At 65.0% G+C, this 23,530-nt stretch carries 23 protein-coding genes and 1 pseudogene; 15 read left to right on the forward strand and 9 right to left on the reverse strand.

The genetic code is table 11. The features are described from left to right. Positions 1-4: 4 nt before the first annotated feature. Together ABQJ48_RS18990 and ABQJ48_RS18995 are read right to left on the reverse strand one after the other, a co-directional pair. Entirely contained in the window at positions 5-1,156 is a 1,152-nt protein-coding gene (locus ABQJ48_RS18990) for an efflux RND transporter periplasmic adaptor subunit (protein WP_367839544.1), read from the reverse strand. 107 nt (positions 1,157-1,263) lie between these two features. Beyond that, complete coding sequence (locus ABQJ48_RS18995) at positions 1,264-2,769, reverse strand: efflux transporter outer membrane subunit (RefSeq protein WP_367839545.1); 1,506 nt, start codon at positions 2,767-2,769, stop codon at positions 1,264-1,266. Between the two features lie 441 nt (positions 2,770-3,210). On the opposite strand from ABQJ48_RS18995, the gene ABQJ48_RS19000 reads away from it, so the two are divergent. Continuing rightward, positions 3,211-3,672 (forward strand): CHRD domain-containing protein, encoded by a 462-nt coding sequence (locus ABQJ48_RS19000; protein WP_367839546.1) that lies wholly within the window; start codon positions 3,211-3,213, stop codon positions 3,670-3,672. Positions 3,673-3,716: 44 nt separating this feature from the next. On the opposite strand, the gene ABQJ48_RS19005 is transcribed toward ABQJ48_RS19000, so the two are convergent. Further along, on the reverse strand, positions 3,717-4,409 hold the full coding sequence (locus tag ABQJ48_RS19005; RefSeq protein ID WP_367839547.1) for a cytochrome b/b6 domain-containing protein: 693 nt from the start codon (positions 4,407-4,409) through the stop codon (positions 3,717-3,719). A 115-nt stretch (positions 4,410-4,524) separates the two neighbouring features. After that, positions 4,525-5,982: an NCS1 family nucleobase:cation symporter-1 gene (locus ABQJ48_RS19010; protein ID WP_367839548.1), complete on the reverse strand. Its 1,458-nt coding sequence runs from the start codon at positions 5,980-5,982 to the stop codon at positions 4,525-4,527. Positions 5,983-6,414: 432 nt separating this feature from the next. On the opposite strand from ABQJ48_RS19010, the gene ABQJ48_RS19015 reads away from it, so the two are divergent. Beyond that, positions 6,415-7,152, forward strand: coding sequence for a response regulator transcription factor (locus ABQJ48_RS19015; protein WP_367839549.1), 738 nt, complete (start codon positions 6,415-6,417; stop codon positions 7,150-7,152). Positions 7,153-7,197: 45 nt separating this feature from the next. Here the strand turns inward: ABQJ48_RS19015 and ABQJ48_RS19020 are convergent, their stop codons facing one another. Then, entirely contained in the window at positions 7,198-8,103 is a 906-nt protein-coding gene (locus ABQJ48_RS19020; protein WP_367839550.1) for a dihydrodipicolinate synthase family protein, read from the reverse strand. A gap of 337 nt (positions 8,104-8,440) precedes the next feature. On the opposite strand from ABQJ48_RS19020, the gene ABQJ48_RS19025 reads away from it, so the two are divergent. The 6 genes and pseudogenes from ABQJ48_RS19025 to ABQJ48_RS19050 form a co-directional block, all read left to right on the forward strand. Next, on the forward strand, positions 8,441-9,397 hold the full coding sequence (locus ABQJ48_RS19025; RefSeq protein ID WP_367839551.1) for a 4-hydroxyproline epimerase: 957 nt from the start codon (positions 8,441-8,443) through the stop codon (positions 9,395-9,397). Next, positions 9,394-10,527 carry an NAD(P)/FAD-dependent oxidoreductase gene (locus ABQJ48_RS19030; protein WP_367839552.1) on the forward strand — a complete coding sequence of 378 codons (1,134 nt, stop codon included), beginning with the start codon at positions 9,394-9,396 and terminating at the stop codon, positions 10,525-10,527. The genes ABQJ48_RS19025 and ABQJ48_RS19030 overlap by 4 nt, the downstream gene beginning before the upstream one ends. Continuing rightward, a complete protein-coding gene (locus tag ABQJ48_RS19035) occupies positions 10,514-10,789 on the forward strand; it encodes a (2Fe-2S)-binding protein (protein WP_367839553.1) in 276 nt (91 codons plus the stop codon). The genes ABQJ48_RS19030 and ABQJ48_RS19035 overlap by 14 nt, the downstream gene beginning before the upstream one ends. After that, a complete protein-coding gene (locus tag ABQJ48_RS19040) occupies positions 10,786-12,078 on the forward strand; it encodes an FAD-dependent oxidoreductase (protein WP_367839554.1) in 1,293 nt (430 codons plus the stop codon). Before ABQJ48_RS19035 ends, ABQJ48_RS19040 begins: the two co-directional genes overlap by 4 nt. Before the next feature lie 130 nt (positions 12,079-12,208). After that, positions 12,209-12,976, forward strand: a complete 768-nt coding sequence (locus ABQJ48_RS19045; protein ID WP_367839555.1) for an AraC family transcriptional regulator — start codon at positions 12,209-12,211, stop codon at positions 12,974-12,976. Between the two features lie 188 nt (positions 12,977-13,164). Continuing rightward, a pseudogene (locus ABQJ48_RS19050) lies at positions 13,165-13,347 on the forward strand (NAD(P)/FAD-dependent oxidoreductase); the annotation flags it as partial. Between the two features lie 267 nt (positions 13,348-13,614). On the opposite strand, the gene ABQJ48_RS19055 reads toward ABQJ48_RS19050, so the two are convergent. Continuing rightward, positions 13,615-13,869 carry a GlsB/YeaQ/YmgE family stress response membrane protein gene (locus ABQJ48_RS19055; RefSeq protein WP_367839557.1) on the reverse strand — a complete coding sequence of 85 codons (255 nt, stop codon included), beginning with the start codon at positions 13,867-13,869 and terminating at the stop codon, positions 13,615-13,617. 194 nt (positions 13,870-14,063) lie between these two features. Beyond that, on the reverse strand, positions 14,064-14,264 hold the full coding sequence (locus tag ABQJ48_RS19060) for a hypothetical protein (protein WP_367839558.1): 201 nt from the start codon (positions 14,262-14,264) through the stop codon (positions 14,064-14,066). A gap of 175 nt (positions 14,265-14,439) precedes the next feature. Here ABQJ48_RS19060 and ABQJ48_RS19065 point away from each other — a divergent pair, with 175 nt between their 5' ends. Further along, positions 14,440-14,961 (forward strand): hypothetical protein, encoded by a 522-nt coding sequence (locus ABQJ48_RS19065; protein ID WP_367839559.1) that lies wholly within the window; start codon positions 14,440-14,442, stop codon positions 14,959-14,961. Positions 14,962-14,981: 20 nt separating this feature from the next. Here ABQJ48_RS19065 and ABQJ48_RS19070 read toward each other — a convergent pair whose 3' ends face one another. Next, the gene (locus tag ABQJ48_RS19070; protein ID WP_367839560.1) at positions 14,982-16,145 is read right to left on the reverse strand and encodes a metallophosphoesterase; all 1,164 of its coding nucleotides are present in this window, start codon (positions 16,143-16,145) and stop codon (positions 14,982-14,984) included. A 372-nt stretch (positions 16,146-16,517) separates the two neighbouring features. Between ABQJ48_RS19070 and ABQJ48_RS19075 the strand changes: the two genes are divergently transcribed. Next, positions 16,518-16,865, forward strand: coding sequence for a hypothetical protein (locus ABQJ48_RS19075; protein ID WP_367839561.1), 348 nt, complete (start codon positions 16,518-16,520; stop codon positions 16,863-16,865). Between the two features lie 24 nt (positions 16,866-16,889). Here the strand turns inward: ABQJ48_RS19075 and ABQJ48_RS19080 are convergent, their stop codons facing one another. Continuing rightward, on the reverse strand, positions 16,890-17,474 hold the full coding sequence (locus ABQJ48_RS19080; protein WP_367839562.1) for a malonic semialdehyde reductase: 585 nt from the start codon (positions 17,472-17,474) through the stop codon (positions 16,890-16,892). 160 nt (positions 17,475-17,634) lie between these two features. Between ABQJ48_RS19080 and ABQJ48_RS19085 the strand changes: the two genes are divergently transcribed. The 5 genes from ABQJ48_RS19085 (at position 17,635) to yjfF (ending at position 23,377) form a co-directional block, all read left to right on the forward strand. Then, the gene (locus ABQJ48_RS19085) at positions 17,635-18,234 is read left to right on the forward strand and encodes an alpha-ketoglutarate-dependent dioxygenase AlkB family protein (RefSeq protein WP_367839563.1); all 600 of its coding nucleotides are present in this window, start codon (positions 17,635-17,637) and stop codon (positions 18,232-18,234) included. Between the two features lie 200 nt (positions 18,235-18,434). Further along, entirely contained in the window at positions 18,435-19,421 is a 987-nt protein-coding gene (locus ABQJ48_RS19090; protein WP_367839564.1) for an ABC transporter substrate-binding protein, read from the forward strand. A gap of 193 nt (positions 19,422-19,614) precedes the next feature. Next, positions 19,615-21,237 (forward strand): sugar ABC transporter ATP-binding protein, encoded by a 1,623-nt coding sequence (locus tag ABQJ48_RS19095; protein ID WP_367839565.1) that lies wholly within the window; start codon positions 19,615-19,617, stop codon positions 21,235-21,237. Continuing rightward, on the forward strand, positions 21,234-22,277 hold the full coding sequence (locus tag ABQJ48_RS19100) for an ABC transporter permease (protein ID WP_367839566.1): 1,044 nt from the start codon (positions 21,234-21,236) through the stop codon (positions 22,275-22,277). The genes ABQJ48_RS19095 and ABQJ48_RS19100 overlap by 4 nt, the downstream gene beginning before the upstream one ends. After that, a complete protein-coding gene (yjfF, locus tag ABQJ48_RS19105; RefSeq protein WP_367839567.1) occupies positions 22,274-23,377 on the forward strand; it encodes a galactofuranose ABC transporter, permease protein YjfF in 1,104 nt (367 codons plus the stop codon). Before ABQJ48_RS19100 ends, yjfF begins: the two co-directional genes overlap by 4 nt. Positions 23,378-23,530: the final 153 nt, after the last annotated feature.

Genomic DNA, 23,530 nt, shown 5'->3' on the forward strand with positions numbered 1-23,530 from the left:
CTCTCTATTGTTCCTGAGGCGCGGGGTTCGGATTGTCCGCCGGTTGCACGCTGTTGTTGATGATGAGGGGGGTGCCGTTTTTCAGCTTCAGCTGGCCGCTCGTCACGACTTGCGTGCCGGCGCTGACGCCTTTGAGGATCGCCACCTGATCGCCGCGCGTGGGCCCCGGCGTGACGAACACCTGCTGTGCGACTGGCAGCGTCTTGCCCTGCGCGTTGGGCTGGGTGCCCGGTTTGACGATGAACACCGTCGCGCCATACGGGTTGTAGGCGATGGCCGTTTGCGGCAGCGTCAGATAGCGCTGTTGCGGGCCCGAGTCGATCTTCACGTTCGCATACATGCCCGGCAGCAGCTTGCGTTCGCGGTTGTCGACGCTGGCCTCGACCTGCACGTTGCGCGTGGTGCTGTCGACCTTCGGGCTGACCGACTGGATCTTGCCGGCGAACGTCTGCCCGCTGTACGCATTCGTGTCGACCACCACGGGAGCGCCGATCCTGAGTTGGCCGAGTTGCTGTTGCGGCACGGAGAAATCGGCGTAGATCGGATCGATCGCCTGCAGCGTGACGATCGCGTCGCCCGGATTGAGGTACTGCCCCGGATTGATCAACGTGATGCCGAGGCGCCCCGCAAACGGCGCGCGAATGGTTTTCTTTTCGAGCAGCGCGACCTGCTGCGCGACTTGCGCCTTCTTGCCCTTGAGATCGGCGGCGTCCGCGTCGAGCTGCGCCTTCGCGATCGCCTGGATGTCGTACTGCGCCTTGTCGCGCTGGTAGACCGTTTGTGCCAGTTCTGCTGCTGCCTGCAGCGACTGGAGCAGCGCCACGTCACTGTCGGCATTGAGCCTGATCAGAACCTGCCCGGCCCTCGTTTCCTGCCCTGACCTGAACGCCACCTCGCGCACGAGGCCCGCGACTTCGGTCGTGACGTCGACGCCACGCACCGCGCGCAGGCTGCCGACTGCCGCAAGCTGCGGCTGCCACGACTGATAGCCGGCGACCACCGCCGAGACCGTGGCGGGCGGTGCCGTGTTGGCCGCCATGAATTTGGCGAACATGTGCGTGCGCAACAGGTTGAAGCCGACCAGCGCGGCTAGCAGCAGGCCGACACAGATCAGCATGATTACCATCCGCTTTGCCATCGGTTTTCTTTCGGTCATCGTCACGTCCTTGTGCGGCATTGGGCCAAGCGCCGGACCTTGCATTCTTTCGCTGCTCAGAGCGCGTGTTGCCGGCAGCAGTGAAGCGAGAACCCTGTCGGGTCAAGTCAATGCGTGGCTGCCGCGGCGCCCTGATCCGCAGCGTTCCACCACCCGCCGCCGAGCGCCTGGAAAAGCGCCGCGGTGTCGGCGTAGCGCGCTGCCTGTGCCTGCGCGAGACCCACCACCGTCTGCTCGTACTGGCGTTGCGCGATCAGAAGCGCCAGGTAGCTCACTCCACCGATGCGGTACTGCCCGCGCGTCAGCGCCAGCGAGTCGCTTGCGGCACGCCATGCATCCGACTGCGCTTGCAGGGTGAGCGCGTCGTGATCGAGCGCGCGCAGCGAGTCCGCGACGTTTTGGAACGCCAGCAGCACCGTTTCGCGATATTGGGCGTCGGCCTGCTCGTAGGCCGCCTCGGCGGCGCGCTTTTGCGCGCTCAGTTGCCCGCCATGGAAGACCGGCTGCAGCAGGCCGGCGCCCAGGCTCCATATCGTGCTGCCGGCCTTGAACACTTCTGCCGGCGTCAGAGCCTCGGCACCGTAGCTTGCCGACAGTGTGATCTGCGGATACATCGCCGCGGTCGCCACGCCGATTTGCGCGCTGGCCTGATGCAGCACGGTGTCGGCCGCGAGGATATCGGGCCGCTGCCGCACCAATGCCGACGGCAGACTGACGGGCAGCGTCTCGGGCAACGAAAACATCTCGAGCCTGAATTCAGGCAAGGCAGCGTTGCCAGGCGGTATGCCCGCCAGCACGGCGAGCTGGTGACGCACCTGGTCGAGTTGTTGTTGCAGCGGTGGCAGCGTTGCGCGGGTCTGCGCCAACAGGGTCTGCTGCGCGAGCACTTCCGTACGGCCCACGCCCCCCAGTTCGAACTGTTTGCCGAGTACGACCAGTTGCTGATCTTCTTCGGCGGCGATCTGCCCGGTTGCCTCGATCTGCGCGCGAAGCGAGGCTTCCTTGACGGCTGCGGTGACAATGTTGGCTGACATCGCGAGATAGGCGGCCTGCAACTGGAAGCGCTGATAGTCGACTTGCGCGTGCAACGCTTCGAGTTCGCGCCGCGCCCCGCCGAACAGGTCGAGTTTGTATGACACGTTCACCGATGCGTTGTAGAGATTGAACTCCTCGACGACTCCCGGCTGGCCGAACGCGATGCCGTTCAACTTTTCGCGCGTCGCGCCAAGTTGCGCGTCGACGCTGGGCAGAAGGGTGGCGCCGGTTTGCGCCAAAAAATTTTCGCGCGCCTGGCGCAATGCGGCTTGCGCCGCCGCGATGTTCGGACTGTTCGTGAGGGCCTGACGGATCAGCGCATCGAGCGGCTCGCAATGAAACAGCGCCCACCAGGTGGCGGGAATGTCCAGTCCCGGCACGAAGCGCTGCGGCAAGCCGGCGGCCCCGGGAGAAGAAGCGGTCTGCTCCGGCAGCGGCGAGGCGGTGTACGCGTTGGTGTTCGGCGCGGGGGGCGTGCGATAGTCGGGGCCCACCATGCAGCCGGCCATTGCGGCACAGCCGCACAGCACGGCACACAGGCGCCGCCGCCGGGCAATACGCTGGTTAACGCCGATCATCGATTCACCTTTTATCGCCGGCGTTTCGCCTGAACGAGAAAGCGGACGCGGATCTTCAGGTAACGCGGACTTTCGATGCTTCTCTGCTGACGCCGGAATTTATACCATGCGGAACACCGTAGCTACGCGTACTCTGCTACGGGCGATTGCTGCGCTTGCCCACGAGATCACGTAGTCAGTCAGCCGGGTTGAGGGTCTCTCGGGCAGTGACCTGCGTGGCGAGGGATTTCCCCAGGTCCGGCGAACCGGCGAGGCCCCGACGGCGCGGTCGTTCGATCGACGAGATCGGCCTGGCACAGATCAGCGAACGAACGCCGATGCGAACAGGCACGCAACCGCGAGTTCTGCCGCATCGAATCGTTCAGCTATGATGTTCTAACGACACCCGCAACCGAAAGCTCGACCGCTCATCAACAGCAAGCTAAAAAAGGAGAACGTCAAATGTCACGATCCATCTCGCAGCGCGCTTTCATGGTATTCGGTGGCCTGGCTTTAGCGGGCACGCTGAGCTTGGCGCAAGCGGCGCCGGTCTCGTTTCAGGTGCCGTTGACGGGCACCCAACAGGTCCCGCCGGTGCAGACTCCAGGCAGCGGCAGCGCTGACCTCACGTATGACTCCGGCAGCCGGGTGGTAACGTGGAACATCACCTTCAGCGGATTGTCGAGTCCGGCCACGATGGCGCATTTCCACGGGTCCGCCCCGGCCGGCAAAAACGCCGGCGTGAAGGTCTGGCTCTCCCAGAAAGGCAAAATGGAGGCGACAAGCCCGATCACCGGTCAGGCCACGCTATCCCCGGACGACGCGAAGATGTTCGAGGCCGGCGACATGTACATCAACGTTCATACCAAGGACCATCCGGACGGCGAGATTCGCGGCCAGGTGGTGCCACCCAAAAACAAATGACGTGACCCCGGGAGCGGCGCCGTGAGCTCCGGTTTGCGGCAAGCTCACAGGTAAGCCGCGAGCAGCATCACCACGGCAGCGCCGACGCCGAGCGGCAGCAGCGCCAGCAGCGCGGGCGTCTGCCGCGGCGCGTCGATGCTCGACGGTAACAGCTTATAGCCCGTTAGCATGGGACGCAGCAGGTTGTGCCCCTTCGCTACGGCGTACAGAGCAATCACGAGCACGTGCAGCGCCACGGCAGCGAGCAGCAAGTCCCAGACAAGCCCGTGCAGCGTCGAGATAGCGTTCGCAAGCCACGCGGGCACCACTTCGCTCAACGGGCCTTGGTCGGCGATGTCGTTGTTCAGGTAGAGCCCGCTCAGCGTCTCGACTAGCAGCAATGCGAGCAGCAGCACGACCATCCAGCCGCCGGCCGCATTGTGGCCCACCTGCAGATCCGGCTCGCGGCGCAATAGGTAACGCAAGTGACGAACTGCAGCCGCGGGCGACGCCATGAAATTGCGAAAGCGCGCGGTCTCGCTGCCAAAACAGCCCCACAGCAGCCGGAAAATCACCAGCGCGAGCAAGGTCTCGCCGGCGCGGACGTGCCAGTCGATCCAGTTCAGCTTCAACGTGACATAGGCCGCCGCGACCAGCACGACCACCAGCCAGTGAAACAGTCGCACCGGCGCGTCCCAGACCAGCACCGGGCGGCGCACCGGCTGTGTCGGCCGCGTGACGGGTTCGTGAGCATCCATGTGTCGCGCCTCCGTCCGCAAGCGGCTGAAAGAGATGCAGGTCCCGGTGAACCGTTTGAAAGGCCGGTGGCCGAGCGATTGCGGCCTTCCTCCGCCGATAGCGCTGGAGAGCTCCTCAAACGCGGGTAGGGGCGATCGCCGGACGTGGCCGCAGCGTCGCCATGATCAGGTAGATTCCGCCGCCGATCACCACGCCGAAGAACCAGCCATAGATGTTCCACCAAGCGGGCAGCAGGTCGGTGAAGTTGGGCAGGAACGTCGAAAACACGCTGCCGACCGCCGCCGCGGTCAGCGCGTTGACGTTCCAGCCGCCTTCGTAACGGTACTCGCCGTACTCCTGATAGAGCGCCGCCACATTGATCTTGCCCTTGGCCAGGATGTAGTAGTCCACGAGAATGATCCCCAGCAGCGGGCCCATCGTGGCGCCGATGGCGTTGACGAAGCGGGCGGCGTTGCCTTCCCAGGGCGCAAAGGGGTAGAGCACCAGCGCGATGGCCGCCGCAATGAAACCGCCCTTCCTGAAGCTGATCTGCTTGGGAAACGTGTTGGAAATGTCGAATGCCGCCGAGACGAAATTGGCCACCACGTTGATGCCTAGCGTGGCGACCGCGAAGGTCACTGCCGCGATGAGTGCCAGTAGCCAGCTGTCGAACTTGGCTGAGATCTGCTCCGGATGCAGCAGCACTTCGCCGTACACCTTGAACGCGGCGATGGTCGTGACGCCGGCGACCAGCGAGAACGCAATCAGGTTGACCGGCAGCCCCCACAGATTGCCTTTCCTGACCGCGTCGCGGTTCTTCGCGTAGCGCGAGAAGTCGCAAAAATTCAGGTACAGCGCCGCGAAGTAGGTGATCCAGGTCGCGCCTACGGCCATCAACGCCCAGAACGAGCCGGGCTTGCCGCTGACACCGACGTCCCTGGTTTTCTCGAGCAGCGCGTCCATCGGAATGCCATGCTCGAACGAGAACCCGCCTGCCTTCACGCACAGCCCGATCGCCAGGATCAGCATGGCGATCCACACGGCCGGCCCGGCCAGGTCCTGGAATTTGCGCACCGTTTCCATGCCCTTCTGAATGATGAGCAACTGCAGCGCCCACACGATGAAGTAGCAGATCACCTCGAGCCCAGAATGGCCGAGGAAGTGCGTGCCCTTGTGGAACGCCATCAGGCTCGGGCTGCGGATCAATAGCGCGACGATCGCGCTCGAAGCCGCTGCCGTCTGCGCGCCGTACCAGAAGCAGGCCACCAGGGCGCGAACCAGCGCTGCGAGGTTGGCGCCCCACACGCCGAAAGAGGCGCGCGCCAGCACCGGGTAGGGGACGCCGGTCTTCTCCCCGGCGTAGCCGATCAGATTCATCAGCGCGAAGATCACGAGTGAGCCGATTCCGATCGCCAGCACGAAGTTGATGAAGCTGCCGCACAGCAGGAACAGGCTGGCGGCGAGATAGTAGCCCCAGAGGCTGTGCACGTCCGACGTCCAGACGTTGAAAATGCTGAAGGCACCCCAGTTGCGCACCCGGGCGGGGGCGAGGTCGTCGTTGTAGAGGCCGGGGGAAGGGTTCCGGATGTCCATCTGTCATCTCCTTTGAGTTCGCAGAACTGAGGAAACACCGCCAGACGACCGGGGCGACGATTGGTCCGCGTCGGAAGCAAGGTCGTATGCAAGAACTGTACGTATTTTGCGGCGCATTTCAGAATGGGTTAACCCTGATCGCGATGGATGCCTGCGCAAACCGGTCAAATTGCGCGACGCATACCGGTGCTGCGTCGCGCTTGCGGTTTGTGGGTCGTGGATGTGGGGATGGCTGGAGGAGCCCTCGTCGATGTTGGGGGGCCGCCCGATTGAGGTATCGGTTTTGATCGATGGCCGGCATCGGGCGCGACGGGTCTGTTGCGAGGCGCGCGGCGCTCCGTCGAACCGACGTTGAAATTCAGATTGGTCCTATGGGATCGACGCGCCCAGCCTCCGAGAATGACGTGCGATCTACCCAGTTGAGAGCCACCCATGCGCATTGCAGTGCTTCAGCGTGACCCGGTCATGCGTCTGTCGATCGAACAAGTTCTCCTGAAGGCCGGCCACACTTGCATGCTTTACGACGACGGCCTCGCCATGTCAAAGGCACTTGCCCGTTCCAGCGTCGATCTTCTGGTGCTGGACTGGCAGGGCACGCGCCTGTCCGGCACCGACGTGCTGCGCTCGGTGCGAGGGGTCGGCGGCGACCGCTTGCCGGTCATGTTCGCGTCGCAAGATACGTCGGAGGAGAGCATGGTGCTGGCGTTCGTCGCCGGCGCGGATGACTACGTGGGCTTGCCCTTGCGGGCCGCGGAGTTTCGCGAGCGGATCGCGGCGTTGTTGCGGCGCGCGTACCCGGAGCGCGCCAGCACGGCGAGCTTCGAGGTCGGCCCCTATTACTTCGACACGCGCCGCCAGATGGTGCTGCTGCGCGGCGAGCCGGTGCCGTTGTCCAGCACCCAGTATCGGCTTGCCGCACTGTTGTTTTCGAACATCGGCCGCGTCATGTCGCGCGACCACATCTTCGCTATGGTGTGGGGCCGCGAGTTTCGTGAGTTCACCCGCACCATCGACAGTCATGTGTCGCGGCTGCGCTTGCTGCTCGAAATCGAACCGCAAAACGAATTCCGGCTGCAGCCGGTTTACAAGAGCGGCTACCGGCTGCTGCATCTGCGCGGGGTCGACTCAGCCGAGCGCCGGGTCGACGATACGCAGAAGCAGGCGGCCTGAGATCGCAGCCCGCAGCACGGCCACCCGCACGCCGCGGCCGGCCGGTCAGATGGCCGGCAGCATGGGCCGGGATTCGATCGCGCGACGGATCAGTGCTTCGACCGCCTTGCGTTCCTCGCCGACGAGCGGCAGACGGGGCGGGCGCACCGGCTCCGTACCCAAGCCGACGATCGCTTCGGCCAGCTTGATGTTCTGCACGAGCTTCGGCGATACGTCGAGCGCCAGCAGCGGCGCGAACCAGCGGTAGATCGCGCGGGCTTCCTCAACGCGTCCTGCCTTGAGCAGCTTGTAGATCATCACCGTCTCGCGTGGAAACGCGCACACCAGCCCGGCTACCCAGCCATGCGCGCCCATCAGGATCGCTTCCATCGCAAGATTGTCGACGCCGCACAGAATCGCGAAACGATCGCCGACCGCATTGATCAGATCTGTCACGCGCCGCACGTCGCCGCATGATTCCTTGATCGCGACAATCTTCTTTTCATCGGCGATTTCCGCGAACATGTCGGGCGTCATATCGACGCCATAGGCGAGCGGATTGTTGTAGATCATCAACGGCAGCGCGCTTGCAGCGGCGACGCTGCGGAAATGATTGAGCGTTTCGCGCCGGTCCGACAAATAGCGCAGCCCCGGCAGAACCATGTAGCCGGCCGCACCGTGCCGGCTGCCGGCTTCGGCCTGGCGGCAGGCGTCGAGCGTGCTGTTCTCGGCGATCGTCAACAGCACCGGCACGCGGCCCCGCGCGGCCTCGACCGCGATGTCCAGCACTTGCAGCTTTTCATCGAGCGACAAGGTCGACGCTTCGCCCAGCGAGCCGCACACGATGATGCCGTCTACACCGGCATCGATCTGCGCTTCGATATTTTTGCCGGTCCATGCGCGGTCTATGCTGAAATCCGCGTTGAATTTGGTGGTGACTGCGGGCAATACGCCTTCCCAGATGTGCGCCACGACTGCTCTCCTGAATGTGATGTGTCAAAGCGCAGTGTAGGCAGGCAATCGCTCGGCGTCTTGCGCGAATCGCGCGTGGCGGGTGACGATTTCAGCATAGCGTGGCTGCCGTGCCGGCTGCCGGAAACCGAACGGCAGCGCGTTCGCCACACGCCTTGCGACCCGTCGGGATCGAGCTTCGAGCGTAGGGCCCCAGCAGGGCGCCCGCCTCTTCAGTATGTCTGCCGGCTGTCGGTTCCATGCGTTGAACCGGCCTGAATCCGAACCCAGAACTATGCCAAAATCGTCACAATCCACGCGTATGCGCACCAAGACCCGGAGGCCCGCCGTTCCTACCATGGGCGTCATGAAAACCTTGAACATCATCGACTCCCACACCGGCGGTGAACCGACCCGCCTCGTAGTGACCGGCGGCCCGGATCTCGGCGGCGGTACGCTCGCGCAACGGCTCGACGTGTTGCGCGCGCGCTTTGACGACTGGCGCGCGGGCATCGTCACCGAACCACGCGGCTCCGACGTGGTGGTCGGCGCGCTGCTGTGCGAGCCGGACGACGCCACGTGCGCGGCCGGCGTGATCTTCTTCAACAACGTCGGCTATCTCGGCATGTGCGGGCATGGCACGATCGGCCTCGTCGCATCGCTCGCGCATATGGGGCGGATCGGGCCGGGGCGGCACCGGATCGAGACGCCGGTCGGCGTGGTCGAGGCGACGTTCAACGAGGACGGCAGCGTTGCCGTGCGCAACGTGTCGGCCTATCGCTATCGCAAGGCCGTGTCGGTCGACGTGCCCGGTTACGGCGTGTTGACGGGCGATATCGGCTGGGGCGGCAACTGGTTTTTTCTCGTCGCCGATCACGGCCGCTCGCTGGACGCCGCGGATATCGCCGGCTTGACCGCATTCAGTTCGGCGATCCGCGACGCGCTGATCGCGCAGCGCATCACCGGCGCGGACGGTGCGCTGATCGACCATATCGAGCTGTTCGGGCCCGGTTCGCGCGACGGCATCGACAGCCGCAGCTTCGTGTTGTGTCCCGGTAACGCATATGACCGCTCGCCGTGCGGCACCGGCACGAGCGCCAAAGTCGCGTGCCTCGCGGCCGACGGCAAGCTTGCCGAAGGCGCGGTGTGGCGGCAGGAAAGCATCATCGGCAGCGTGTTCGAAGCGAGCTATCGCCACGCGGGCGACGGCGTCTCGGTGATCCCGACCATCACGGGCCGCGCGTATATCACTGCGCAAGGGCAACTCTGTTTCGACGAGCGCGATCCGTTCGCCTGGGGCATTCGCACCGCATGAGCGCGGATGCGTTGATCGTGGGCGCGGGTATTGTCGGCGCCGCGTGCGCGGCGGAGCTGGCGGCGCTCGGCATGCGCGTCGAGGTACTGGACGGGCAGCGCATCGGCGGGGGCGCGACGGCGGCGGGCATGGGGCACCTCGTCGTGATGAACGACTCGCCGGCGGAATTCGCGCTGAGCCGTTATTCGCGCGACTTGTGGCTGCAACTCGCGCCGCGCCTGCGCACACGCGACGCGTTCGCGCGCTGCGGCACGCTGTGGGTCGCAGCCGACGACGAAGAATGGCAAGCCGCCCGTGCGATGCAGGCGGCGTTCGCCGCGCAAAACGTCGGCGCAGAACTGCTGGGCGCGGCGGAACTGCGTGCCTGCGAGCCCGCCTTGGCAGCGTCGCTGGCAGGCGGCTTGCGCATCGCGCACGACAGCATCGTGTATGCGCCCACCGTCGCCGAATGGCTGCTGACGCAGTCGCCGCACGCCGCGAACATCCGCGTGCGGCTGATGACGCCGGTCGCTTCCGTCGACGCGGACAGCGTCACGCTTGCAAGCGGCGAGCGCGTCGGCGCCGCGCACGTGATCGTCGCCAATGGCCTGGGCGCGCGGCAACTCGTGCCGTCGCTGCCGTTGCAACCGAAGAAGGGCCATCTGCTGATCACCGATCGCTATCCGGGACTGATTCGTCATCAACTGCTTGAACTGGGCTATATCAAAAGCGCGCATCATGCCTCGGGCCCGTCCATGGCGTTCAATGCGCAACCGCGTCCCACCGGACAACTGCTGATCGGCTCGTCGCGCCAGTTCGATACCACCGACCCCGCAGTCGAGATGCCCGTGCTCGCGCAGATGCTGCACCGCGCCGCGCGCTATCTGCCGGTGCTGCCGACGCTCAACGGCATTCGCGCGTGGACCGGCTTTCGCGCGGCGTCGCCCGATGGTCTGCCGCTGATCGGACCGGCCGGCGAGTTCGCGCCTGGCGTGTGGCTCGCGGTTGGCCATGAAGGTTTAGGCGTGACGACCTCGCTCGCCACCGCCAAACTGCTCGCGGCGCAGATCACGGGGAGTGCCGCGCCGATTCCTGTGGAGCCGTATATGCCGGTCCGTTTCCTCGAGCAGGTGGCTCATGACCCGTCCTGACACGGCACGCATCCACCTGACGATCAACAGCCGCGACATCGCAGTTGAAGCCGGCACGACCGTGGCGGCTGCGCTGGTGATCGCGGGCGTCGGCGGCACGCGGCGGTCCGTGCAGGGCGACACGCGCAGCGCGTTTTGCGGCATGGGCGTGTGCCAGGAGTGTCGAGTGACCATCGATGGCCGGGCGCACACGCTGGCCTGTCAGACATTGTGCCGCGAAGGCCAGTCCGTGCAAGCCTGCGAACCCGCGGAGCCGCAATGACGCGACACTTCGACCTGGTCGTGGTGGGCAGCGGGCCGGCCGGCCTGAATGCCGCGCATGCGGCGGCGCGCGCGGGCATGAGCGTCGCGTTGCTCGACGACAATCCGCGCGCGGGTGGTCAGGTCTGGCGTCAAGGCCCGGGGCATGCGCCGCAAGCGCCGCTGTCCGCGCTGCTCGATGCATTGCATCGGCACAGTCAGGTGACCCACTGGCCGTCGACCCGCGTGATCGCGCCGCTCGACTCCCGCGCTCTGCTGCTCGAATCGGCCGGGCAGGGCGGCGTGTGCGTCAGTTACGAGCGCCTGATTCTCGCGACCGGCGCGCGCGAGCGGCTGCTGCCGTTCGCGGGCTGGACCTTGCCGGGCGTGACCGGCGCGGGCGCATTGCAGGCGCTGATCAAAGGGGGGATGCCCGTGCGCGGCGAACGGATCGTGATTGCCGGCAGCGGGCCGCTGCTGATTGCCGCGCTCGATACCGCGCGCAAAGCCGGCGCGCGGGTGGTCGCGGTGCTCGAGCAGGCGCGGGCGCTGCAGGTTGCGCGCTTCGGCGCTTCACTGCTGGGCGAGCCCGCGAAGCTGCGCCAGGCGATCGCGATGACACGCGGTTTCGCGGGCTCGCGTTACTGGACCGGCAGCATGGTGCGCGAGGCGCACGGCGATGGCCGCGTGCAGCGCGTGACCATCCGGCGCGGCACGCACGACGTATCGCTCGATTGCGACCGTGTCGCGTGCGGCTATGGACTGCTGCCGAACGTCACGCTCGCCCAGGCGCTCGGCTGCGCGGTCAATGAGGCGGGCGAGATCGTCGTCGACGGCGAACAGCGAACGTCGGTCGACCATGTGTTCGCGGCGGGGGAGTGCACGGGCATCGGCGGCGCGGAACTGGCCGGCGTGGAAGGTGAGATCGCCGGTTTGGCGGCGAGCGGCGGCGGGGCAACGGAGCATGCCGTTCTGACCGCGCTGGTTGCACGGCGCGCGCGCTGGCGCCGTTTCGGCCGGCGCGTGGAAGCCGCCTTCGCGTTGCAGGAGGCCGCCCGCACGCCGCCTGCCGACGCCACGCTGCTCTGTCGATGTGAGGACGTGAGCGTCGGCGAGGTACGCCGCTGCGAGGACTGGCGCGAAGCCAAGCTGCACACGCGCTGCGGCATGGGCGCTTGCCAGGGAAGAATCTGCGGGGCGGCCGCGAACCTCTACTTTGGCTGGCCGACCGCCGCGCCGCGTCCGCCGTTCAGTCCCGCGCAAATCGGTACGTTGATGACGCCTGGCATCGAGCCGGCGCCGATCGAATGAGGTCTGTGCCCGCTCGCGTCGCGGCTATCGTCGGTACCGCGCGGCTCTATAATCGACGGGCCGCGTACCACCCGCGCGGCCGCACGGACGAACCCCCACGCGAATCCAGCGGACCAACGCGACGCACACGATGAACACGCCGGCCCACCCGCTCGTACCCGAAGATGCCACGCTGTCCGGCATGCTGTCGCACTTCCGGTTGCTCGAGCCGGTGTTCGACGCGATGCCCGACGTGGTGTTCTTCGTCAAGGACGCCGACGCGCGCTACGCACTCGTCAACCGCACGCTCGCCTCGCGCTGCGGCTTCAAGGAAAAGGCCGCGCTGCTCGGCAAGACCGCCGAGGACGTCTTTCCGCGCCGCTTCGGGCGGATTTATACGGCGCAAGACAAGGCGATCATCGGCGTGGGCAGCCAGATGATCGATCAACTGGAATTGCATCTCTATCCCGGCCGCCAGCCTGGCTGGTGCCTGACCTGCAAGCAGCCGCTGCGGGACGACGCGGGCAAAGTGGTCGGCCTCGCCGGAATTTCCCGCGATCTGAAAGCGGACGAAAGCAGCCACCCGGCCTATAGTCGACTCGCGGCGGTCGTGCAGTCGATCCAGCAAAATTATGTTCAGCCGTTGAATCTGAAACAGCTCGCCGCGATGGCGGACATGTCGGTCGCGCAACTGGAGCGGTACTTCCATAAAGTGTTTCATTTGACGCCGCGTCAGGTGCTGCTCAAGACGCGTCTGGACGCGGCGACCGCGCTGCTGCTCTCGAACGACAAGGTCACGGACGTCGCCGCGCTATGCGGCTACACGGACCACAGCGCGTTCACGCGGCAATTCAAGGCGACCGTGGGCGTCACGCCGACCGAATACCGGATGCTCCTGCACGGCACTTCGCGCAGTTGATCCGTTGCAGAGGGTCGGTCGAGGGCATCGCTACGCGTGTACGTCCTCATGCTGGGCGACGCGGTCTGGAATGAGGCGCGCTTTGGCCGCGCGAATGCGGACTACCGGTTCTGGAAATCGAGCAAGTGATTCGGTCGATGCTTTTCGGCCCACGCGGTCAAGGGCGGCCGAACGCGTTGCGCTCATCATGGACGCCGGACATGATGCCGATTATCGGTCCGGCAAAGCGGCACAAGGATCTGTGGTTTGCGTTCGGTCACGCGCATCATGGCCTGACGCTCGGGCCGGTCACGGGACGCATGATCGCGGAGATGATGACGGGCTCGGAAGTCATCGTCGATCCAATGCCCTTTCGCGTCGACCGTTTTTAGCAGCAAACTGACTCGATACTATGCGCGCCTCGCCGACCCGCGACGGCTCGATCTGGCTGCAGCTGCTGGAAACGGTCACGGCGGGGTCGGCTGGCGCTGGTCATTGCGAGGGGAGGGCAGACGCCGCATCGGTTGGACCGGGCTTTCGCGCGGCCCAGGCGGCCGCATGCTACCGGCTCGATGTTGCCGGCGGCCAGGAGGGCCCTTGAACTGCGAAGCGTCAGGTGCGTGTGCCTCTGACGCTTCTTTTGACGTCAGATGCTGCGCTTAGCTGCCTCGTCGAATGAGGCGGACAAGAAACAACAGAATGACCGCGCCGATCACAGCGGTGATGATCGATCCAATCCAGCCGCTGCCCAGCGAAATATGCAGCACTCCGGCCAGCCAACCGCCGATGAATGCGCCGACAATCCCCACAATGATGTCGACAATCAGGCCGAAGCCGCCGCCTTTGACCAGCAAACCTGCGAGCCAGCCCGCGATCGCGCCGATGATAAGCCATGCAATGATGCCGTGTTCCATATTCGGGACTCCAATGGGTAAGTGAAAAAAATCACGGTGCTAGAGCTTAGTCGAAGCTGGCCGGGCCGTCCATGTCGAAGGCGCGGAATTAACAATCTCTGAATCTATTGCAGAAAAGTGCAAACGATGCTTGCCGACAAAGGACACCTGCCCGCGACGCGTCACTCCGGCGTCGGCTCCGCTTCTTTCGCCGACTAACTGACGCTGGACACACGCTTTTCCACGCTGAGAAGGCTCGCCATCCGTTCGAGCTTCGACCGGTCTGTCGGATGCGGCCTGAGTATCGCCGTCACGCGGATGCGGCCGGCAGCGTGCTCCACGTCTGCCTGACGGATCGAATCCTTCATTGCCGGTTGCAGGACGTTTCGATCGACGATGCGGAATAATCCGCACATAGATACGGACTCCGAACGTTGATGGTCACCGTCTCGAAAGACACACTGTATGAACACTCCCGAGCGCGTCTGCCATTGCGGCGCTCTCCGTTCAGTCGACTGCGCGCGACATTCACGCGCAATCCATCGGTATAACGTCGTTGCTGTTGCGCCGTTCAGCGTATTTGAGGAATCTATGAAAGTTAGAGCATCGGGCATGGTTGCCGGCGCCTTGCTGGCGCTCGCGCCGCTGGTCTCCGCCGCGATTCTGCCTGCACCATTCGAAGGCAGCCGCACGATGCAGGCAGAAGGCGTCGTGAAATCAATCGACCAGCAAAAGCGCTCGTTGATCGTACTAGATGCGCATGGAGGGGAAGGCGTCTTCACCGTCACGGACCCGCGCAGCCTCGCTCAGGTCACGCAGGGCAGCAAGGTCCATATCCGGATGATCCGCAACGCGGTGGTCCGGGTCACGCATGCGGCGGACGGCCAAGGCAAGCTGGCGCCAGCGGCGGCGCACGACACCGCACAAACGGTGACCGCGCAGGTTGCCGCGATCGATCGCGCGAGCGGCGTATTGGCGCTAAAGGGCGCGGACGGCTCGGCGTTCCATATTCAGAGTCGTGAGCCGGCGGCCGTCGCCAATGTCGCGCCCGGCATGCAGGTGTCCGTGACCTTTGCGCCGGATGTCAGTGTGGCCGTCGCGCCGATGCAGTAATCAATCTGACGAGCGTCAACCTAGTCCGGCTCGCCCGGTACGAGGCGCAAGCGGGTGATTTCGGAAGGCGCGCCCAGCCGCTTCGGCGGACCCCAGTAGCCGGTGCCTCGGCTCGTGTACACCCACAGTCCATTCAGCCGTGCGAGGCCCGCGGTGAACGGCTGCTGAAAGCGCACAAAGAAGTTCCACGGGAAGAATTGCCCGCCATGCGTGTGGCCCGACAACTGCAGCGTGAAACCCGCCGCTGCGGCTGCTTCGGCGGAGCGCGGCTGGTGAGCGAGCAGTACCTTGATCAACACGTCGCCCGGCGCGCCGGCCAGCGCCGCAACCGGATCGCTGCGATGCGACGGGTCATGATGCCCCGCCGAATAATCGGTCACGCCCGCAATGACCGCACGCGCGCCGTCGTGATCCACGATCACGTGTTCGTTGAGCAGCACGTTCAGGCCCAGGCGTCGGAACTCGTCGATCCACGCATTCGCTCCGGCGTAGTACTCGTGGTTGCCGGTCACGAGAAAAGCACCGTGGCGGGCGCTAAGCCGCGACAGCGGTTGCGTGTGCCGCATCAGCTGCGGCACGCTGCCGTCCACCACGTCGCCGGTGACAGCGATCAGATCAGGCTTGAGCCGGTTCACCGCGTCGACGATCGCATCCACGTAGCGGCCCTTGATGGTGGGCCCCACGTGAATGTCGCTGATCTGGACGATGGTGAAGCCGTCGAGCTCGGGCGGCAGGTCGTCGATCGGCACGTCGATCGACACGACCTTCGCACGGCGACGTGCGTTGAACAGGCCCACCAGCGTCGAAAGCAGTGCGAGCAGTGGCACCGCTGCCGCGGAGCCGGTCCGCCAATGGGCGATGGCGATGGTGTTCGGCCAGATCGCATCGACGGTCAGCAGCGATGCGAGCACCAGGTCTCGCGCGAAGGTGAGCACCAGCAGCGATGAGAAGAAGCCCATCGCCAGCAGCCCGACCCATGAAAGCCGGTCGCCGAGCGGCTGCCGCTTGAGGCCGCGCGCCATCATGCCCAGCGGAATCAGGAAGACCGACAGCACGAGCCACACGCCGCTCAACCAGCGGCCGGTGATGTCGACCGGCATGTCCGGAATCAGACGCAAGCCAACGTAGATATGCAGCAGGATGCCAATCAGAATGAAGCGAACAAGAAACGATGAGCGGCGCATAGGAGGATCAGGGCGGGAAGGGGGCCGGCCCAAACGGGGGAGCGCGGCGCGTGGTCGTCGTCAGCAGCGCTGCTGCGATCGGCGAACCATTCTACCGACATGTGCCGGCGCTTGCCGATAGCGCCGAACTTTGCGAACCTGCGAGCACAGGCCCCGCGCGTGAGCACGCCGGCGGCATCGTGCGTTGCAGCAATTGTGATCACCGTGGCGACTGCCAAAGCGCTTCGCAGCCTAATTAAATGGCCTTTGAATTGTCGTCCCAGGTGGAGTATTCTCAAGGAGAACCGGCTCGTTTCAAGGTCGCCACGAAAACCGCAGCGGTTCGGCCGTGACAGGGTTGGTCGCCGGCCAGGGGCGACAGGGAGGTACATCATGAAGCTGCTCAGATCGGGCCATCTATTGCGCCATGTTCATCATGGGCATCACCCGCATCACCTGCATCCCGTTGGACACGAGGGTAGCCATGTGATGTTGCCGCTCGTCGGCATTTCATTGATGGCCCTTGCGCTGTATTTCGGCGTGCGCAACATCGACTTCTCCGAGCTAGGCAAAAGCGTGCTGTTCGACGTGGTGATGGTCTGCGTCGCGCTGGGCATCGCGGGGCTATTCGGCGTTGTCGGGGCATTGCTGCGCTCGAATGGCGACGAAGCCGACGAGGGCTTCTGCTTCGTCGGCGCGTTGATCGGCACGGTGGTGTTCTACGTGGCGGTCCTCACGTGAGCGAGGTTCCTCACGCATCAGGCATCAGACAATCCGCGCGGCTTCGTCGAACGAAAAGCGCGGGCTGCGCGCAAACAGTTTCGACGGATCACCGTAGCCGAGATTGATCAGGAAATTCGACTTCAGGGTCGTGCCGGCAAAGAACGCCTCGTCCACTTTGGCGGCGTCGAAGCCCGACATCGGACCCGTGTCCAGGCCGAGCGCGCGCGCGGCAAGAAGCAGATAGCCGCCTTGCAGCGTCGAATTGCGAAATGCGGTGTCCGCGATCGCACGGTCGTTGCCGGCGAACCAGCTGCGCGCGTCGGCGTGCGGGAAAAGTCGTGGCAGATACTCGTAAAACGCCATATCCATCGCCACGATCACCGTGACGGGCGCGGCCATCGTCTTCTCAAGGTTGCCCGCCGACAACGCCGGCCGCAGCTTTTCCTTGCCTTCCGGCGTTTTCACGAATACAAAGCGGCCGGGGCTTGAATTGGCCGAGGTCGGTCCGAGCAACGCCAGTTCGGTGATTTGCTTCAGCAGGGCGTCGTCGACCGGCTTGGGTTGCCAGGCGTTGTGCGTGCGCGCTTTGCGAAAGAGTTGGTCGAGCGCCTGATCGGAAAGAGTCATGACGGAGTCCGTTGCAAATAGAAGGTGACGAATCTGAACCACAGCGCGAAATAACAGCGCAATGCGCAGGGCGAGCGCATCGGTCTTCGCCGCCATGATAACCAGAGTTTTCGCCGCGCACATTCTGTCCGCGCAGTCGCATTCAGCATCAGGTGATCGCATGATGGATCTTTTCGACACTCTGCCGACGCTCGACGTCGACTGGTACCCCGACTGGCTGCCGCCCCTCGCCGCGCAGCAGACATTGCCGCAACTGATCGGCGAAGTCGCATGGCGGCAGGACACGATGGGCACACCTGCGGGCCGGGTCGCGCTGCCGCGTCTGACAGCGTGGCAGGGGGAGCCGGACGCGGTCTATGTCTACTCCGGCATTCGCAACCTGCCGCAGCCGTGGACGCCGGCCGTCGCCGGGCTGAAGGCAGCCGTGGAGGCCGCCTGCGGGGCACGCTTTAACAGCGTGCTGCTCAATCGCTATCGCAGCGGCGCGGACAGCATGGGTTGGCACGCCGATCGCGAGCCCGAACTCGGCGTGCAGCCGGTCATCGCATCGGTGAGCCTGGGCGTCGCGCGCACTTTCGATTTGCGGCACAACAAGACCGGTGTCGTGCGGTCTTTTTCACTAAAGGGCGGCAGCTTGCTCGTGATGAAAGGCGACACCCAGGCGCAGTGGCGGCACCGGGTGCCGAAAGAGCCGCGGGTGAGCGGCGAGCGGGTCAATCTGACGTTTCGCTGGGTGACGCCGCGCGCGCTTGGCCGCTAGTTCTGCTGCTCGTGCTGGTTGGCGACTCCGCCAACGCCGACCCCGCCGCCTATACCAAAATTGATATTGCTCCAGCGAATCATATGATTGGACGGTTAACGCTGTGCCCAGTACGCTACATCACGATCCACGCACCGTGAGGGCCGAAGGGCTGGGCAGGTTCGCTGGGTCGCCCATACAACAACGATCAGGAGACAGTCATGGCGAATACACGACGTGCCGCATTTCGCGCGTTGGGCGCACTCGCACTTTCCGCAGGCATTGGCGCGATGACGCTGGCTACGCCGGGCGCTTACGCACAGGATAAACAGATCACCCTCGGTTTTGCGCAGGTCGGCGCGGAAAGCGCATGGCGAACCGCGAACACGGAGTCGGTGAAGTCCGCGGCAGCGGACGCGAAGATCAAACTCAAATTTTCCGACGCCCAGCAGAAGCAGGAAAACCAGATCAAGGCGATCCGCTCGTACATCGCGCAAAAGGTGGACGTAATCGCGTTTTCGCCGGTCGTTGAATCCGGCTGGGAACCCGTGCTGCGCGAAGCCAAAGCCGCCAGGATTCCGGTGATCCTGACGGACCGCAACATCGACGTCAAAGACACTTCGTTGTACGTGACGATGATCGGCTCCGACTTCCTCGAGGAAGGTCGGCGCGGCGGTCACTGGCTCGCGGATCACTACAAGGACGACAAAGGCCCGGTCAATATCGCCGAACTGCAGGGCACGGTCGGCTCGGCGCCCGCCAACGACCGGCACGCCGGTCTGATCGAAGTGATCAAGAGCGATCCGAAGTTCAAGATCATCGCGTCGCAAAGCGGCGACTTCACGCTGGCCGGCGGCAAGCAGGTGATGGAAGCCTTCATCAAAACCTACGGTAACAAGATCAACGTCGTTTATGCGCATAACGACGACATGGCGCTCGGCGCGATCCAGGCGATGGAAGAGGCCGGCATGCATCCGGGCAAGGACATCACCGTCGTTTCGTTCGATGCGACCAAGGGCGGCTTCCAGGCAATGGCCGCGGGCAAGATGAACGTCGACGTCGAATGCAGCCCGCTGCTGGGACCGCAACTGATGTCGGCTGTCAAGGACGTGGTGGCCGGCAAGCCGCTGCCCAAGCGGATCCTCACGCAAGAGACCGTCTTCCCGATGAGCGTCGCGGCGCAAACTCTGCCGACCCGCAAATACTGAGGCGCAGACCGGCTTTTCTCTCGACATGCGCCGCCGTTCAGGCGGCGCTGAGCTAAAGAACCAGTACGGACAGATCGAACAGGTTTCTCCAGTGGTGCCTGGCCGCCCGGGCTGCTTCGGCAGCGGGCGGTCTCTTTTCAACGGGATGCCGCTGGAACCTGCCGAACCACGCATAGCCGATCGAGCGAGGTCCATGACCCATCCCGCTTCCGAACAGAACCCGCCGGCGAGTGGCGCGAACGGCGCCAGCGTCGACAGCGCCGCCATCGCGCCCGAGCCCATTCTCGCGACGGCCGGCGTCAGCAAGACATTCCCCGGCGTGAAGGCCCTGCAGCGGGTCGATTTCCGTCTGTTTCCCGGCGAAGTTCATACGCTGATGGGGCAGAACGGCGCCGGCAAATCCACCTTGATCAACGTGCTCACTGGCGTCATCGCACCCGATGCCGGGACGATCCGCCTCGGCGGCGAAACAGTCGCATTCGCGTCGCCGCAGGAAGCCGAAGCGGCCGGCGTGCGCACGCTGTACCAGGAAGTGAACCTGTGTCCGAACCTGTCGGTGGCGGAGAACATTTTCGCGGGCCGGCAGCCGAAGCGCTTCGGCGCGATCGACTGGCCCGACATCAAACGGCGCGCGCAGGCCGCGCTGGCGCGCCTCGACGTCAAGCTCGACGTCACGCGTTCGCTCGACGCGTATCCGATCGCCGTACAGCAGATGGTGGCGATCGCGCGAGCACTATCGGTCGACGCGCGCGTGCTGATTCTCGACGAGCCGACTTCCAGTCTCGACGACAGCGAAGTCGCGCAGCTTTTCAAAATACTTCGGCATCTTAAGCAATCGGGGATCGCGATTCTGTTCGTCACGCATTTCATCGAACAGACCTATGCGATCTCCGACCGCATCACGGTGATGCGTAACGGCGAGCGCGTAGGCGAATACCTCGCGCGCGATCTGTCGGCCGATCAGCTGGTCTCCAAGATGGTGGGTCATGAGCGCATGAGCGCGCGCTTGCGCGAAGCGGCGCATGAAGCGCAGGCGGCGCATGCATCGCATGACAGCGCGCAAGATCGGCAGCGATCGGACGCGGCGCAGCCGTTCGTCGAGCTGCGCGGTGTCGGCCGGCGCGGCATGTTGCAGCCGATGGATCTCGACGTTCAGCCCGGCGAGATTCTCGGCCTGGCCGGCTTGCTCGGCTCTGGCCGCACGGAAACCGCGCGCCTGCTGTTCGGCGCCGACCGCGCGGACAGCGGCACGATCCTCGTGCAGGGTCGGCCGGTGCGGTTGCGCTCGCCGCGCGACGCGGTACGGCACGGCATCGGCTATTGTGCGGAAGACCGCAAGAAAGAGGGCATCGTCGCGGAACTGTCGATCCGCGAGAACATCCTGCTGGCGTTGCAGGCGCGGCGCGGCTGGTGGCGCAAGATCAGCCGGCAGCGTGCGCGCGAACTGGCTGACCTGTGGATCGAGCGGCTCGGCATCAAGGCCTCGGACGCCGAGCAGCCAATCGGCCTGCTGTCCGGCGGCAATCAGCAAAAAGCGCTGCTCGCGCGCTGGCTCGCCACCGACCCGAAGCTGCTGATCCTCGACGAACCGACGCGCGGCATCGATGTCGCCGCCAAGTTCGACATCATGGACCGGCTGCTGGCGCTATGCGCAAACGGTCTGAGCATCCTGTTCATTTCGTCGGAGATCAGCGAGGTGCTACGCGTGAGCCACCGCGTCGCGGTGCTGCGCGACCGACGCAAGATCGCCGAGGTCGCCGGCCAGGCGTCGAGCGAAGACAATATCTATCGACTCATCGCGGGGAGCGGCGAATGAAGCTATCGAACTGGTTCGCGCGCGACGGCGTCGAACGCCCGTTGATCTGGCCGTGCATCACGCTTGCGCTGCTGTGCGGCCTGAACCTGTGGGTGAATCCGCATTTTCTGTCGCTGCGCATGCTCGACGGTCATCTGTTCGGCGCGCCGATCGATGTGCTCAATCGCGCCGCGCCGCTGGTGCTCGTCGCGATCGGCATGACGCTGGTGATCGCGACGCGCGGCATCGACATTTCGGTGGGCGCGGTCGTGGCGATCGCTGGCGCCGCGGCGGCCACGATCCTCGCGACGCAGCCCTCGCCCAGTGCGGGGCTGATCGCGCAGGCACTGATCGCGGCACTGGTCGTCGGCCTCTTGAGCGGCATGTGGAACGGTTTGCTGGTGTCCTTCGTCGGCATGCAGCCGATCATCGCCACGTTGATCCTGATGGTCGCGGGCCGCGGCATCGCGCAACTGCTCACAGCCGGGCAGATCATTCCCATCGGCGCGCCTGGCTATCTGTTCGTCGGCGGCGGCTATTGGCTCGGGGTGCCGTGTTCGGTGTGGATTGCGACGATCGCTGTGCTCGCCACTGCGGCGCTCGTCGAAGGCACGGCGCTCGGGCTTTTCATTCGCGCGATCGGCGTCAATCCGATCGCCACGCGGCTGGTCGGCTTGCGCTCCAAGGCGCTCGTGTTCGCGGTGTACGGCTTCTCGGGCTTGACCGCGGCCATGGCGGGCATCCTGATCAGCTCGAACGTGCGTAGCGCCGATGGCAACAACGCCGGCCTGCTGCTCGAACTCGACGCGATTCTGGCGGTGACGCTCGGCGGCACGTCCTTGCTGGGCGGCCGCTTCAGTTTCGCCGGCACGGTGCTGGGCGCGCTGATCATCCAGACGCTGACCTACACCACCTATTCGATCGGCGTGCCGCCCGAAGCGACGCTGGTCGTCAAGGCAGCGGTGGTGCTCGCGGTGAGCGTGATCCAGTCGCCCGCGGCGCGTGCACTCGCGATGTCGTTCGGCGGGTCGCTCTTTAAGCAGCGCGGGGTGGCACGATGAAACGACTTCTCGACGCGCTCGCTCATCTGGTCGATCCGCGCACGCTGCCCATTGCGGTCACGATCCTGCTGTTCTTCGCGCTATTCGGTTTCGGTGCGGTGATGTACACCGGCTTCTGCTCGTGGCAGGTGCTGCTGGACCTGCTGGTCGACAACGCGTTCCTGCTGATCGTCGCGATCGGCATGACGTTCGTGATCGTGTCGGGCGGCATCGATCTGTCGGTGGGTTCTGTCGTTGCACTGACGACCATCGTCGAGGCGGTGCTGTCCGAGCACATGCATCTGTCCGTGTGGGTAATCATCCCGATCGTACTGGCGATGGGCACCGTGTTCGGCGCGGTCCAGGGCGCGCTGATTCACTTCTTCCGGTTGCAGGCGTTCATCGTGACGCTGGCCGGGATGTTCTTCGCTCGCGGCCTGTGCTTTCTGATTACGACGCAGTCGATCACGATCACCGACTCCACCTTCCACACAATTTCGGCGTTCCATCTGGACATCGGCATTGGCTCGGTGACCGCAAACGTGCTGATTGCGCTCGTGACGCTGCTCGCCGCGATCTATGTCGCGCACTTCACGCGCTTCGGCCGCAATGTGTATGCGCTCGGCGGCAATCCGCGTTCGGCGTTGCTCATGGGCCTGCCGGTCGCGCACACGCGCATCGGCGTCTATGCGCTGAGCGGCTTTTGCTCTGCGCTCGGCGGCGCGGTGTTCACCTTCTACGTGTTGTCCGGCTACGGCTTGCAGGGACAGGGCATGGAGCTCGACGCGATCGCGGCGACGGTGATCGGCGGCACGTTGTTGACCGGTGGCGTGGGTTATGTGATCGGCTCGCTGTTCGGCGTCGGCATTCTCGGCACGATCCAGACGCTGATCACGTTCGACGGCACGCTCAGTTCGTGGTGGACCCGCATCGTGATCGGCGCGCTGCTGTGCGCGTTCTGTCTGCTGCAACGGCTGATCGAGCGGCACGCGAAATCCGTGCGGCGGCCTGGCGGCACCGCCGCGGTGACGACGCCGGGGCATGGGCACGCGCATGGCGAAACGCCGGCGACGGCATCGGATCCGCACGTGCTCGGGCGCGCTGCGCCGGAGCAGGCGTGAACGCGGGGGGCAGCGTCGTTGCGTGAGTGATTTGCCTGCCGCGAGTCGATGTCGCCATCAGCGTGGCTCAGCACAGTCGCGCCACGGCGCGGTGAATTAGCCCGATGAGCTACGCGGGTTGGCTTTGGCGGACCGATGCGCGCGCTCGACGCA

Origin of the sequence: Paraburkholderia suaedae, assembly GCF_040812055.1 — a bacterium.
Lineage (GTDB): Bacteria > Pseudomonadota > Gammaproteobacteria > Burkholderiales > Burkholderiaceae > Paraburkholderia.

Excerpts from the sequence above, each read along its gene's own strand:
- ABQJ48_RS19015 (WP_367839549.1), top strand. The coding sequence starts at position 6,415 with ATGCGCATTGCAGTGCTTCAGCGTGACCCGGTCATGCGTCTGTCGATC.
- ABQJ48_RS19075 (WP_367839561.1), top strand. The coding sequence starts at position 16,518 with ATGAAGCTGCTCAGATCGGGCCATCTATTGCGCCATGTTCATCATGGG.
- ABQJ48_RS19045 (WP_367839555.1), top strand. The coding sequence starts at position 12,209 with ATGAACACGCCGGCCCACCCGCTCGTACCCGAAGATGCCACGCTGTCC.
- ABQJ48_RS19035 (WP_367839553.1), top strand. The coding sequence starts at position 10,514 with ATGACCCGTCCTGACACGGCACGCATCCACCTGACGATCAACAGCCGC.
- ABQJ48_RS19090 (WP_367839564.1), top strand. The coding sequence starts at position 18,435 with ATGGCGAATACACGACGTGCCGCATTTCGCGCGTTGGGCGCACTCGCA.
- ABQJ48_RS19100 (WP_367839566.1), top strand. The coding sequence starts at position 21,234 with ATGAAGCTATCGAACTGGTTCGCGCGCGACGGCGTCGAACGCCCGTTG.
- ABQJ48_RS19060 (WP_367839558.1), bottom strand. The coding sequence starts at position 14,264 with ATGTGCGGATTATTCCGCATCGTCGATCGAAACGTCCTGCAACCGGCA.
- ABQJ48_RS19080 (WP_367839562.1), bottom strand. The coding sequence starts at position 17,474 with ATGACTCTTTCCGATCAGGCGCTCGACCAACTCTTTCGCAAAGCGCGC.
- ABQJ48_RS19005 (WP_367839547.1), bottom strand. The coding sequence starts at position 4,409 with ATGGATGCTCACGAACCCGTCACGCGGCCGACACAGCCGGTGCGCCGC.
- yjfF (WP_367839567.1), top strand. The coding sequence starts at position 22,274 with ATGAAACGACTTCTCGACGCGCTCGCTCATCTGGTCGATCCGCGCACG.
- ABQJ48_RS19010 (WP_367839548.1), bottom strand. The coding sequence starts at position 5,982 with ATGGACATCCGGAACCCTTCCCCCGGCCTCTACAACGACGACCTCGCC.
- ABQJ48_RS18990 (WP_367839544.1), bottom strand. The coding sequence starts at position 1,156 with ATGACCGAAAGAAAACCGATGGCAAAGCGGATGGTAATCATGCTGATC.
- ABQJ48_RS19085 (WP_367839563.1), top strand. The coding sequence starts at position 17,635 with ATGATGGATCTTTTCGACACTCTGCCGACGCTCGACGTCGACTGGTAC.
- ABQJ48_RS19065 (WP_367839559.1), top strand. The coding sequence starts at position 14,440 with ATGAAAGTTAGAGCATCGGGCATGGTTGCCGGCGCCTTGCTGGCGCTC.
- ABQJ48_RS19030 (WP_367839552.1), top strand. The coding sequence starts at position 9,394 with ATGAGCGCGGATGCGTTGATCGTGGGCGCGGGTATTGTCGGCGCCGCG.
- ABQJ48_RS19055 (WP_367839557.1), bottom strand. The coding sequence starts at position 13,869 with ATGGAACACGGCATCATTGCATGGCTTATCATCGGCGCGATCGCGGGC.
- ABQJ48_RS19000 (WP_367839546.1), top strand. The coding sequence starts at position 3,211 with ATGTCACGATCCATCTCGCAGCGCGCTTTCATGGTATTCGGTGGCCTG.
- ABQJ48_RS19070 (WP_367839560.1), bottom strand. The coding sequence starts at position 16,145 with ATGCGCCGCTCATCGTTTCTTGTTCGCTTCATTCTGATTGGCATCCTG.
- ABQJ48_RS19025 (WP_367839551.1), top strand. The coding sequence starts at position 8,441 with ATGGGCGTCATGAAAACCTTGAACATCATCGACTCCCACACCGGCGGT.
- ABQJ48_RS18995 (WP_367839545.1), bottom strand. The coding sequence starts at position 2,769 with ATGATCGGCGTTAACCAGCGTATTGCCCGGCGGCGGCGCCTGTGTGCC.
- ABQJ48_RS19040 (WP_367839554.1), top strand. The coding sequence starts at position 10,786 with ATGACGCGACACTTCGACCTGGTCGTGGTGGGCAGCGGGCCGGCCGGC.
- ABQJ48_RS19095 (WP_367839565.1), top strand. The coding sequence starts at position 19,615 with ATGACCCATCCCGCTTCCGAACAGAACCCGCCGGCGAGTGGCGCGAAC.